This is a genomic window from Cupriavidus sp. 05L411 (assembly GCF_056398045.1).
The window spans coordinates 51401-63132 of sequence record NZ_JBFTOQ010000041.1 but is presented as its reverse complement, the minus strand read 5'-3'; the positions used below and the strand labels follow the sequence as shown (position 1 = coordinate 63132).

Genomic DNA, 11732 nt, shown 5'->3' with positions numbered 1-11732 from the left:
CTGCCGAGCGCCAGCAACGTCCGGCACGCGCGCCGCAAGGCCGCAGCCAGGCTCCGGCCGCGGCCGATGGGCAAGGCCAGCGCCGCGCGCCACAGGCACCGGGCCAGCGCCCCGCGCAGGGCAGCGGCCGGCCGGCTTCGGCCGGGCAAGGCAACCCGCGTAACGGTCAGGCCAATGGCAACCGCACTGGCGAGGCTAACGGCAACCGGGCCGCTGGCAATGGCAACCGCGATCGCAATGGCGATGTCAACGGCAACCGCGCCGGTGCCAATACCCATGTCGCGCAGCCGCGCACCGGACAGGATCCGGCGGCACGCGGCCGCCGTCCGGCGCCGCAAGCCGCGCTGCTGGGCGGCCAGCGCGCCAAGCCCACGCGTTAACTCCACAACGTTCCCCAACGGCGGCCACGCGCAATGTCCAGTTCAGGGTTTGACCTTCAGGTGCCTGGCGACGGCGGCACGCCCGCCGATGGCGATGGCGTGCCCTACGCCAGCCTCACGCCGGACCTGATGCTGGATGCGATGGAGGCCGCCGGTTTCGAGCCGGATGGCCGCCTGCTGGCGCTCAATAGCTATGAGAACCGGGTCTGGCAGGTGGGGATCGAAGGCAGCGCGCCCGTGGTGGTCAAGTTCTACCGCCCYGGCCGCTGGAGCGACGCCGCCATCCTGGAAGAGCATGCTTTCGTGCGGCAACTGGCCGACGCCGAGATTCCGGCGGTGCCGGCCATCGCGCGCGACGGCGCCACGCTGCTGGCGCACGCGGGTTTTCGCTTCGCGGTGTTTCCCCGCTGCGGCGGGCGCGAGCCGGAGCTGGATCGTGCCGATACGCTGACCTGGCTCGGCCGTTTCATCGGCCGCATCCATGCGCTCGGCGCCACCCATCCTTACCAGGCGCGCCCCACTATCGACGTGGACACCTTCGGGGTGGCCCCGCGCGACTGGCTGCTGGCGCAAGACTGCATTCCCCTGGAACTGCGCCCGGCCTGGCAGGCGGTTGCCGATCTCGCCGTGGATGGCGCTCGCCGCTGCTTCGAGCGCGCGGGCGATGTCGCGCAGTTGCGGCTGCATGGCGATTGCCATCGCGGCAATGTGCTGTGGATCGAGGCGTCGCATGCGGGTTCGCGCCCGCCCGGGCCCCACTTTGTCGACTTCGACGATAGCCGCATGGGGCCGGCGGTGCAGGATCTGTGGATGCTGCTGGAAGGCGACCGCGCCGCCCAGCAGGGCCAGATGGCCGACATCCTGGCCGGCTATGAGGATTTCGCGGAATTCCAGCCGCGTGAGCTTTACCTGATCGAGGCGCTGCGCACGCTGCGCCTGCTGCATTACAGCGCCTGGCTGGCCAGCCGCTGGCGCGATCCGGCCTTTCCGGCGGCATTCCCGTGGTTTGGGACTGCCCGCTACTGGCAGGACCGCATCCTCGAGCTGCGCGAGCAGGTCGCGCTGATGGACGAGCCGCCGCTCTGGCCGGTCTGACCCGGCGCCGGCCAGCCCAGGCCGGCTGCCTTACTTCTTGCCCGGGGCCTTGACCAGGACGACCGGGCACGGGGCGTGCGCCAGCACCCGTCCCGCCACCGAACCAATCACCGCATCGAAGAACGAGCCGCGGCCGTGCGTGCCCATGACGATGCCGCGTGCGTCCACGCTGGTGGCGTAGGCGACGATGCGCTCCGGCGCAAAGCCGTGCAGCGCGTGTTGCTCGAAGGCGATGCCCGCGGCGCCGAGGATGTCGGCCACGGACTGCATGGCCTTACCGCTTTCTTCCTGATGCCAGGCATCGATGGTTTCCTTGCTGACGAAGGCGCGCACCTGTCCTGTGACATCGGGCGTCACATGGACCACATGCACGGTAAAGCCGCTTTGCAGCAGTTTGCCTTCGGCGATGAAGCGGGCGGCTGCGTCGGAAAAGGGCGAACCGTCGGTGGCGAGCACGATGTTGGTCATGGCGGCTATCTCCTGTAATGGCTGTGATCTCGTTGTCGGCATGGCGGCCCCCCCGCCGGGGTGGCTCGGGGGCGGTCACTACGGTCATGATGGCACCCTGCGGGCAACCTTGCCTGGATCCAGATCAAGTCGCGCGCAATCGCCGGCGCCTTCCACGAGCCTTCCGAGAGCCTTCCGTTTTCCCGTTTTGACGGTTTTTTTGCACCGTGCCGTGGCATCTCAGCGCCTTTTTGACGTGGGGAAATCTACGCTGCAGATAGGACAACTCTGTCGGATGTTCCGGCTTGCCGCCATGTGGATCTACTATCGGTTGGCGATCGGCGCGCTGGCCATGCTCGCGCTGATCCTGCTTTTTGTCATGGAATTCGGGCTGGCCAGTGCCATTGCGCGCCGCGAGGAGGGCTTTTCGCAGTCGCCCGACGAGCAGGGCCCCTGAAGGTGCCTGCGCGCTGCCGGGCCCGATGAAGCCGCGCCGCCAGGGGCGCCGTGCGTGGACAAGTTGCATGTAGCGGTTCAGACTGCCGGGTGCGGGCCGCGCGGCTGTCTTGCGGCCCGCCCGCCGTATCTGTCGCCATGTACTTTCCTATCCAACAAGAGCCATGAGACTACGTTCCTGTGCCCGCGCGACTGGCAGCGCGCCGCATTGCGCCCCTCTGCATACCCATTCCCGCATCTTCCAGTCCCCCTTGCGCAGCGCTGTCCGCGCGACCGTGTGCAGCGCCCTCGGCGCCCTGCTGCTGGCCGCTGGCGCGCACGCCGCCACGCTCGATGGCGTGCAGCTACAGCAGCAGGCCGACCAGGCCGCGGCGCGCAGTTACCGCGAATGGGTCGAATTGCTGGCGCTGCCCAACGACGCCACCGTACCGGCGGATATCCAGAAGAACGCGGACTGGCTGGTAAAGGCCTTCGCCCGGCGTGGCTTCCAGGCGCGCGAGCTGCCCAATAACGGCAAGCCGATGGTCTACGCCGAGTATCCCGCCAGCACGCAGCAAAGCGCTGGCCCGCGCAAGACCGTGCTGTTCTACATGCATTTCGATGGCCAGTCGGTGACGCCGTCGCAATGGGCGCAGCCCAGCCCGTGGGAGGCTACGCTCAAGGCGCGCAGCGCCGATGGCAAGTGGGAAACACTGCCGCTGGACAAACTCTATGCCGGCCAGGTCGATCCCGAGTGGCGCGTGTTCGGGCGTTCGTCGTCGGACGACAAGGGCCCCATCGTGATGTTCCTCGCCGCCATGGATGCACTCAAGGCCGCCGGGGTGGACCCTGCGGTTGATATCAAGGTGCTGTTGGATTCCGAGGAGGAGAAGGGCTCGCCGTCGCTGGGCAAGGTGATCGCGGACAACCTGGCGCTGCTGCGCAATGACGGCATGGTGATCTTCGATGGCCCCATGCACCAGAGCAACCAGCCCACGTTGATCTTCGGCAACCGCGGCGTGCTGCTGGTACAGATCAAGGTGTTCGGCGCCAGCCAGGGCCTGCACAGCGGCCACTACGGCAACTATGCCGCCAACCCCGCGCAGCGGCTGGCGAACCTGCTCGCCACCATGAAGGACGACGACGGCCGCGTCACCATTGCCGGTTACTACAAGCCGGTAAAGATCGATGAACGCGCGCGCCGCATCATGGCCGCCGTGCCCGACGACGAAGCCGCGCTGCGCCGCCGCCTGGGCATCGCGCGCGCCGAGCGCGTTGGCGCCAACTACCAGGAGGCCATGCAGTACCCCACCCTGAACGTGCGCGGCATGGCCGCCGGCGACGTGGGCGAGAAGGCCCGCACCATCATTCCGGAAGTGGCGGTGGCCGATATCGACATCCGCACCGTGCCGGAGACCAGCCCGCAATCCCTGTTCGCCCTCGTCAGGCAGCACGTGGAAAAACAGGGCTACCACCTGGTCAAGGGCGAGCCCACCGACGACGAACGCGCGCGTTTTCCCAAGCTTGCCTCGGTCACCGCGGGCGAGGTCTCGGCCTCTAGCTCCGCCGCGCGCACGGACCTCTCGGCGCCGATCAGCCGGTGGCTCACGCAGGCCATGCAGCAGGCCTACGGCAAGGCGCCGGTGCAGATCCGCATGATGGGCGGCACCGTGCCGACCGGCGCGGCGGTGCAGGCGCTGCAGGCGCCGTTCGTGATCGTGCCGCTGGTCAATGCGGACAATAATCAGCACAGCTACGACGAGAACATGCGGCTGGGCAACTACCGCGATGGCATCCGTACCGTGATGGGCATCCTGCAGACACCGTTCAAGTAAGGCGCAACGCCGCAGGCGCCGCGCATCCGCCAGGACGCGGCGTGCCTGCCCGACCCATGCCATCACAGGAGATAGCAAGATGACGCAAGCCAGGCAAGATCCCGCCGCCTACGCGCAAACGCCGGCCTTCGAAGCCGGCCGGCAGGTACGTTCGGAAGTCATGGGCGAACAATACGTGCAGCGCGCGTTCGACGCCGCGCAACAGCAGGGCGATGTCGGCCTGCAGCAACTGGTGACGGAGTTCGCCTGGGGCACGGTGTGGACGCGGGACGGCCTGGACCGCAAGCAGCGCAGCCTGGCCACGGTATCGATGCTGATCGCGCTCAACCGGCCGCAGGAACTGACCGGCCATCTCCGAGGCGCCCTGGCCAATGGCGTGACGCCGCAGGAATTGCGTGAACTGGTGGTGCACAGCGCAGTGTACTGTGGCTTTCCGGCGGCGCTGGACGCGGGGCGCAAGCTGGCCGAAGTGCTGGAGGCCGCCAACGTGAAGGGCTGAGCGGGCGGTAGCAAGCGTGTCATCCCTAACGCTGCAGCGCCTGCGCGGCGAACGTCACGAGGTAGCCGCTGCCCAGGCAGGCGGCGATCCATCCGGCGAGGATCAGGGCGGTGTCTTTGACGGTCATGATGCGTTCCTGCTATCTGTGCAGTCTGTGCTTTCTAGGCGGCGCTTGCAGGATGCTCACACGGAGAAACCGAACGGATAGTCGTGCTTGACCGTGCGGGCGCCGTCGCTGAACGCGTCGACCTTGCGCGCGCCATCGGTGTAAGCGTCGGCCGAGCGGTGCACGTAGCCGTAGTTGTCGCCGGCATGGGTGCCGCGGGCGTCCGCGGCAAAGGCGGAGTTCAGGGAGAGCAGGGCGGTGCCGGCGATGGCGGCAGCGAGGAACAGGCGGGCTGTGGTAATTCTCATGATCTATCTGCCTTGTTGAAATTGGGAGAACATGTTCCGTCTCCATGTGACAAAGGATAGATCTGGTACGGGATCGATGCGGGTCCTTGTATCGTATTCGATATTCAAATTTTTTGACTAAGCGTCCTGTGCAAGCCTCGGGGCCTGCCGCGCTGCAAAATCCTGCGCCGCCGTCAGCAGCCAGGTCCGCAGGCGCGACATCGCATCGCTCATTGGTCGCGAGTCCGGCGCCACCAGGTAGTAGGCGCGCTGCGAACGCATGGCCTGCGCCACCGGCATCACCAGCAGGCCCAGCGCCAGGTACTCCTCCACCAGGAAGCGCGGCACCAGGCCCACGCCCAGTTTGGCGCGGGCGGCGCTGATCACCATGCTGTGGTGGTCATAGCGCGTGCCGCGCATGGCGTTGACGTCGCCCACGCCGGCCGCTTCCATCCAGTTCTTCCAGTCCAGCCGGCGCGTCGACAGGTGCAGCAAGGGCGCCTGCGCGATCCGCTGGGCGCTGACCGGCCCCTCGCCGGCAAACAGCTCCGGATGGCAGATCGGTACCGATTCTTCATCGAACAGCGGGTCGGCGCGGCCGCCCGGATAGTTGGCTTCGCCGTAGTGGATGGCGGCGTCGTACGGCGTGCCGTCGAACAGGAATACATCCGCCTGTGCGCTGAAGTTGACCACCACCTGCGGATGTTGCGCATAGAACGCGGGCAAGCGGGGGATCAGCCATTCCACGGCCAGGGTCGGCACGCAGGCCAGTTCCAYGATGCCGCCCGCGCCCTCGTGCGCCATGATGTCCAGCGTGTCGCGCTGCAGCTTTTGCAGGCTTTCCCGTACCTGATAGCCGTAGAGCGATCCGGCCGGCGTCAGGCTGACGCGCTGGTTGGCGCGGTGGAACAGCGCCACGCCGAGCTGGCTTTCCAGTGTGGCGATCTGGCGCGAGACGGCGCTCTCGCTCAGGCAGAGTTCCGCCGCGGCCCGGCGCAGGTTCTGGTGGCGGGCCGCGGCTTCGAAGGCGCGCAGGCTGCTGAGGCTGGGAATGCGGGAGGCGCTCATGGGGCGAGTGGCAAGGGGCGGTTGACTTGGGCATCGCGCTGGTGTTCCAGGTTGATGCATGCAAGTCATCATCCTATGCGTAAATCTCGCTTGATGTAAAAAAGTTGATGACTAAAAATGCCGAACTCCCGGAATGTTGCCTATAGGCCTTCCGGCGTTCCCCGCCCCCCAAGAGACCAGAGACGGGACATCACAACCAATAAGGAAACGAGGAGACCGGCATGAATCGACTGCTTCGCATCATCGGCCATTGCGGCATTTCAATGGGTTTGCTGGCCGTGACCGCGGCCACGGCCAGTGCGGACGACTTCCCTAACAAGCCGGTCCGCATCATCGTGCCGTATCCGGCCGGCGGCACCACCGACATGGTGGCGCGCATGATCGGCGACCAGCTCACCGTGATGTGGAAGCAGCCAGTGCTGGTGGACAATCGTCCTGGCGCCGGCGGCATCGTTGGCACCGGCGTGGCGGCCAAGTCGCCGGCGGATGGCTATACGCTGCTGATGGGCTCGGTCGGCGAGTTCGGCATCAATCCCACGCTGTACAAGAAGCTGCCCTACGACGCCGCGGCGGACTTCGTGCCCGTTTCGCTCGTGGCCAAGGTGCCCAATGTCGTGGTGATCTCGCCGGCGTTTGCCGAACGCGCCCGCGTGACCACGCTGGCGGAGTTCATCGCCTACCTCAAGGCCAATCCCGCCAAGGTCAACATGGCCTCGGCCGGCAACGGCACGTCGACCCATCTGGCGGGTGAGCTGTTCCAGCGCATGACCGGCACGCAGATGAGCCACGTTGCCTACAAGGGCAGCAGCCCGGCGCTGGCCGACCTGATGGGCGGCAGCGTCGACGTGATGTTCGATAACTTGCCCGCATCGATCCAGTTCGTCCGTGCCGGCAAGCTCAAGGCGCTGGCGGTTACCTCCGCAGCCCGTTCGGCGGCGTTGCCCAATGTGCCCACAGTGGCAGCGGCCGGGCCGGTCGAAGGCTTCGACGCCAGCCCGTGGTTCGGCCTGTTTGCGCCCAAGGGCCTGCCCGCCGCGATTGCGCAGAAGATCAGCCGCGACCTGGCACGCGCCACCAGCGATCCCGCCATCCAGGCCAAGCTGCGCGAGCAGGGCGCTGAGCTGGCGCCGAACTCGCCGGAAGCGTTCGCCGAACTGGTCCGCAACGATCGCCGCAAGTGGGGCGAGATCGTCAAGCTCTCCGGCGCCACCGTCGACTGACCGACCGATCGACTGATCCCACACCGAGCCTCTCATGAGCACGCCAGTCCATCCGTACACGTTCGCACCGGCCATGCGGGAGCCGCAAGGCTCGCCCATCCGCGAGCTGTTTCCCTACATGAGCCTGCCGGACATGATCTCGTTCGCGGGTGGCTACCCGTCGCCGGCCAGCTTCGATGCCACCGCGCTGCAGGATGCCGCGTCCAAGGCCATGGCCACCAATCCCGCGCAATGCCTGCAGTACGGGCCGACCGAGGGCATGCCCGCGCTGCGCCAGGCATTGTCCGCGCTGATGGCGGAGCGCGGCGCGCCGTTGCCGCCGGAGCAGGTCGTAGTGACTTCGGGCTCGCAGCAAGGCTTCGACCTGCTGGTGCAGGCCTTTGTCGCGCCGGGCACGCCGGTGTGGGTGGAAACGCCGACCTATCCGGCCGCCGTGCAGGCGCTGCGGCTCGCCGGCGCCACCGTGCGCGCCATCCCTTCCGACCAGGATGGGCTGTGCGTGCAGGCCCTTGCCACCATGCTGGCGGATTGCCCCGACGCCGAACGGCCGCGCCTGCTCTACCTGGTGCCCACCTTCGCCAATCCGAGCGGGCGCACGCTGGCGCTGGCGCGCCGCCGTGCCGTGCTCGCGCTCGCCGCGCAGCACCGCATCGTGGTGGTGGAAGACGATCCCTACGGCAGCCTGCGCTTTGACGGCGAGCCGCTGCCGTCGCTGCTGTCGCTGGCCGCGCAGGATCCCGCGCTGACACCGTGGGTGATCTATCTCGGCAGCTTCTCCAAGACCATGGCGCCCGGGCTGCGCCTGGGCTGGATGGCCGGGCCCGCCGAAATCCTGCGGCGCGCGGTGATCGCCAAGCAAGTCTGCGATCTGTGTACCTCGCCATGGCTGCAGCTCGCCATGGCAAGCTGCCTGGCGGACGGCCTGCTGCCCCGCCAGACCGCGCGCATCGTCGACCTTTACCGCCACAAGCGCGACCTGATGGTGCAGGCCCTGGCCGATGCGTTCGGTCCCGCGCTGCGCTGCGAAACCCCGCAAGGCGGCATGTTCCTGTGGTGCGAGATCGACGGCGTGGCTGACGCGGCCAGCCTGTTGCCGCACGCCATCTCGGCGCGCGTGATGTATGTGCCGGGCGCCAGTTTTGGCGTGGACGGGCAGCGCTCGGCCGCGCTGCGGCTATCGTTCGCCACCGCGTCCGATGCGCAGATCGTGGAAGGCGTGGCGCGTTTGCTGCGGGCGGTAATGTCCAGCCAGGGCGGCTAGCCAGAACCGCTTCGCTTCATGAAACAGCCTCTTGGCGGGATATCGCCACCTGCCGGTTCCTGGCATCCAGTTTGCGCAGGATGTGCTGAACCTGGGTCTTTACCGTCCACTCGCTCTTGTTGAGGATGCGTGCGATTTCCCAGTTGGTCTTGCCTTGGCGGAGCCAATGGAAGACCGCTTGCTCTGCTTTGGTGAGGGATCGTACGGCCGCGCTCGCAGGATTGCCATTCGCTCTCACGTGGTGGATCTTGACGAGCGCTTCGTGGACCCCGAGGGCAACCGCCTCGGCATGGTGCTCGTGGTGAGCGCGGCGCGCCGTATCCACGCCGAACAGCGCGAAATAAGACGCCAGCCCGCGGTCCGCATCGACGTGTCCGTGGAGAAAAAGATTGCCAAGCGCGTATTGCTTGAATAACGACGCCAATGCGACGTTCTCGCCGGCCATGTCCGGGCAGAAAAACTGAGGAGTGCGCGCCAGGATCCAGTGCGAAAAAACCGGGCAGCCTATGCCGGGGCTACGCGTAACCTGTTGCAGGTAGGCCTCCGGCACGCGAAAGGTGAACGTTTCGAGTGGCCTGACCCCCAAGGTATGTTTGGTGGTCAGGCCGAATGTGGACATCTGGTGCGGGATCAGTTCATTGAGCCAGGTTCGTGACCAGTGCAGGAAGCTATCCGGATCCGCAATCGCGGCGGACCGCATGGACTGCTGAACCTCCCGGCCACGGCTGGAAGGTGCTTTCACATGAAGCGCAGACGCATGCATGTCCATCGTTGTCGCTCCTTAAGCACCTGCCCTTGCGCATTGGTTGCGCACGGTGGGTTGGATGGGTAGGGACGGAGCGCGCGCCGGGTGAGCGATGTGTCGTGTCCGCCGATCGTTGTGGAGGCGCATGCCACCAACCGCTGGTGCTGGCGCCGAAGCACCCGGAAATCATCGACCGGGCATGTCCTCGGGTCAAGCGGATAATTCTCAAAATTGACCCCGCTCAGTCAGCGCGTGCCGTAGATGAACCGGGTGGCAACTTCAGCGACTTGCTTGCCCAGTGCCTGCGCTGTATCGCGATCGCATTGCGGCGGAGCGAGATCGGACGATTCGTCCGCATTGGCCTGGGCCATGGCGCCCAGGAAGCCGCCGACCCGGTTCAGATCTCGCGGGGTTCCCTGGCTGGTGTGATAGCCGGGCATCGTACCCAGCGGTACCCAGATCATGGCGTGTTGCGCGGCAAAGATCGTCATTTGCATCAGGGTGTTCAGCTTGTCCCCGCTCCAGCATGCCGAGCAAGTGAACCCGGCTGCAAGCTTGTTACGCCAGCCCTGCGACGCCCAGACGACGGAGGAGTCATCCATGAATCGCTTGAAGTCGGCAGGGACGTTCCCCATGAACGTGGGGGCGCCAAAGATGATTGCGTCGGCCTGGTCTAGTTCGCTCCAGCGGCCGTTCACCTCAGAGACAGGAATGAGGCTTGTGGTTGTATTGGCGATCGACTGCGCGCCCACTTGGACCGCATGGGCGAGCACGGCGGTGTGGCCTGCGTTACTTTGATAGACGATGGCAATCCTGGGCATGGGGAACTCCTTTTTGCGTTGTTGGCGGTAGGAAATTGGAAGGCAGAAGACTCGGCCTCGGCCCGCTGGGCGTTGTGAACGCTTTACAAGGTGCTTAATCCGCGCGCCAGGCGATGGCGCCAGCTCATGCCTTCCCGGAACGACTGGTGTCGGGCGTTGCTCTCCTGTTCGATGCGTGCCGCGTTGGCGCGGGCCATGGCGATCGCGTCGGGGATGCTGCATAGGTGCGGCCATCCATAGAGCGCTGTAATTTGCGCGAGTCTCTGTTCGATCGATCCGCCCACCACGCGGCAGGGAATGCCAAGCGCCTGCAACCTCTCCAGCAACATGCGCTCCGTCATGCGGCGAAACGCCTCCGAGACGGGGCGATGGCCGTCGTCGGTCATCGGGAACTCGATCGGCAGGTGGATCACCTCCTCATACGAGGCGCGGGCGTGCGCCTCCACCGCGTGCATGAGTCGCTCAAAGATGTGTTCATGCGTGGGGCGATAGCGCAAGCCCAGTAGCTTGCGCAGGCCACGGGTTACTGGCCCATTGGCGGGATTGATCCCCGCGATCAGGCGGCCTCGGGCATATATCCACTCGTGTAGGCAGGAGCCGTCCGAAATGTAGGTGTCTCCACACAGGTGCTCGGACACGACACGCTCCTTGAACCGCCACAGGCAGAGTTCCATCAGTTCGGGAATGCTGCACTGCTCAAGCACCTTGCCCGGTAGCGCTTCCGGCATGATTTCGCGCATGGTGCGGGCATTGGTGCGAGGCATGCCGGTCAGGTAACCCAGGGCATCGGTCGTGGTCGACTTGCCGGTGGAGTAAGTGCCGGAGATCACGATGCGCATGTCAGTCCCTGCTCGCTGGCAGGGCATCTTCTTCCGTCGCGGGGAGGTGGTGGGCGAACGTGAAGGTGGCGGTCATTGCGCCAAGCTGGCATAGGAACCGGAAGACGGACCAATCGCATCCATCCGCGCGCCTGCGCTTGTGGCTCAACGTGTGCAGCTCGATCAATTGCTGGCGGCGGACCTTGCAGGGCACAGCGGTGCTGATAATGAAATCCCGCATCCAGAGCGTATTGCTCCGGGTTCGTGAAATCCTGTCTTTCTGGTAGATGACGGCTTGCGCCATCTGGGCGCAAGCCAATACGAACTCCACATTGGAAAGCGTTCGGTAGACGGAGGTAGGGGCACTGAAGATGGTCTCCGCGATGGCATGGCCGTCGTCGGGACTGAGCATGAGATGGTGCAGATCGATCCCGTAGACGCCGCCGATGGCCAGCCTGCCGGCTACCGATTGCGGCGCATCGTGTTCGAGCATTCCGGTGTTGTCGAAGTGTGTCGCATTGTTGCGCGGCTGCCCATTGTGGGTCAGGGTCACCGCCAGTTCCATTGCGCTGGGACGGGTGTTGCCGTGCGCGATTGGCGTCAGCCCTGGCGCTGAAGTGCATGGTTCGGCCCCGTGAATTGTGCAGGAGGGAAAGTATCTGCGCGGGCGGTTTGCAGCGTACATACTCTGGTCGGAGTATTGCGCTCGGCAATC

The 11732-nt window shown here is 66.0% G+C and carries 13 protein-coding genes and 1 pseudogene; 7 read left to right on the top strand and 7 right to left on the bottom strand.

The features are described from left to right. A pseudogene (locus AC1DQR_RS32120) lies at positions 1-380 on the top strand (DEAD/DEAH box helicase); the annotation flags it as partial. 33 nt (positions 381-413) lie between these two features. After that, complete coding sequence (locus AC1DQR_RS32115; protein ID WP_416047629.1) at positions 414-1475, top strand: serine/threonine protein kinase; 1062 nt, start codon at positions 414-416, stop codon at positions 1473-1475. A gap of 30 nt (positions 1476-1505) precedes the next feature. On the opposite strand, the gene AC1DQR_RS32110 is transcribed toward AC1DQR_RS32115, so the two are convergent. Then, positions 1506-1943 (bottom strand): universal stress protein, encoded by a 438-nt coding sequence (locus AC1DQR_RS32110; RefSeq protein WP_416047630.1) that lies wholly within the window; start codon positions 1941-1943, stop codon positions 1506-1508. Between the two features lie 274 nt (positions 1944-2217). Between AC1DQR_RS32110 and AC1DQR_RS32105 the strand changes: the two genes are divergently transcribed. The 3 genes from AC1DQR_RS32105 to AC1DQR_RS32095 all read left to right on the top strand — a co-directional run bounded on the left by AC1DQR_RS32105 (position 2218) and on the right by AC1DQR_RS32095 (position 4691). After that, positions 2218-2379 carry a hypothetical protein gene (locus AC1DQR_RS32105; RefSeq protein ID WP_416047631.1) on the top strand — a complete coding sequence of 54 codons (162 nt, stop codon included), beginning with the start codon at positions 2218-2220 and terminating at the stop codon, positions 2377-2379. 250 nt (positions 2380-2629) lie between these two features. Continuing rightward, positions 2630-4192: a M20/M25/M40 family metallo-hydrolase gene (locus tag AC1DQR_RS32100; protein ID WP_477134445.1), complete on the top strand. Its 1563-nt coding sequence runs from the start codon at positions 2630-2632 to the stop codon at positions 4190-4192. A gap of 79 nt (positions 4193-4271) precedes the next feature. Continuing rightward, positions 4272-4691, top strand: a complete 420-nt coding sequence (locus tag AC1DQR_RS32095; RefSeq protein WP_183034478.1) for a carboxymuconolactone decarboxylase family protein — start codon at positions 4272-4274, stop codon at positions 4689-4691. A 183-nt stretch (positions 4692-4874) separates the two neighbouring features. Here AC1DQR_RS32095 and AC1DQR_RS32090 read toward each other — a convergent pair whose 3' ends face one another. Further along, positions 4875-5105 (bottom strand): hypothetical protein, encoded by a 231-nt coding sequence (locus AC1DQR_RS32090; protein WP_150993073.1) that lies wholly within the window; start codon positions 5103-5105, stop codon positions 4875-4877. Positions 5106-5222: 117 nt separating this feature from the next. Next, positions 5223-6152, bottom strand: a complete 930-nt coding sequence (locus AC1DQR_RS32085; RefSeq protein ID WP_477134444.1) for a LysR substrate-binding domain-containing protein — start codon at positions 6150-6152, stop codon at positions 5223-5225. 263 nt (positions 6153-6415) lie between these two features. On the opposite strand from AC1DQR_RS32085, the gene AC1DQR_RS32080 reads away from it, so the two are divergent. Both AC1DQR_RS32080 and AC1DQR_RS32075 read left to right on the top strand, forming a co-directional pair. Continuing rightward, positions 6416-7372 (top strand): Bug family tripartite tricarboxylate transporter substrate binding protein, encoded by a 957-nt coding sequence (locus AC1DQR_RS32080; protein WP_477134447.1) that lies wholly within the window; start codon positions 6416-6418, stop codon positions 7370-7372. A 34-nt stretch (positions 7373-7406) separates the two neighbouring features. Continuing rightward, entirely contained in the window at positions 7407-8633 is a 1227-nt protein-coding gene (locus tag AC1DQR_RS32075; protein WP_477134443.1) for an aminotransferase-like domain-containing protein, read from the top strand. A gap of 16 nt (positions 8634-8649) precedes the next feature. Here AC1DQR_RS32075 and AC1DQR_RS32070 read toward each other — a convergent pair whose 3' ends face one another. From AC1DQR_RS32070 to AC1DQR_RS32055, 4 genes are all read right to left on the bottom strand, one after another. Next, positions 8650-9402, bottom strand: coding sequence for a helix-turn-helix transcriptional regulator (locus AC1DQR_RS32070; protein ID WP_416047636.1), 753 nt, complete (start codon positions 9400-9402; stop codon positions 8650-8652). A gap of 221 nt (positions 9403-9623) precedes the next feature. Further along, the gene (locus AC1DQR_RS32065; RefSeq protein ID WP_416047637.1) at positions 9624-10199 is read right to left on the bottom strand and encodes a flavodoxin family protein; all 576 of its coding nucleotides are present in this window, start codon (positions 10197-10199) and stop codon (positions 9624-9626) included. An 83-nt stretch (positions 10200-10282) separates the two neighbouring features. Further along, positions 10283-11038 (bottom strand): ATP/GTP-binding protein, encoded by a 756-nt coding sequence (locus AC1DQR_RS32060; RefSeq protein ID WP_416047638.1) that lies wholly within the window; start codon positions 11036-11038, stop codon positions 10283-10285. A 1-nt stretch (position 11039) separates the two neighbouring features. Further along, entirely contained in the window at positions 11040-11570 is a 531-nt protein-coding gene (locus tag AC1DQR_RS32055; RefSeq protein ID WP_477134442.1) for an AvrD family protein, read from the bottom strand. Positions 11571-11732: the final 162 nt, after the last annotated feature.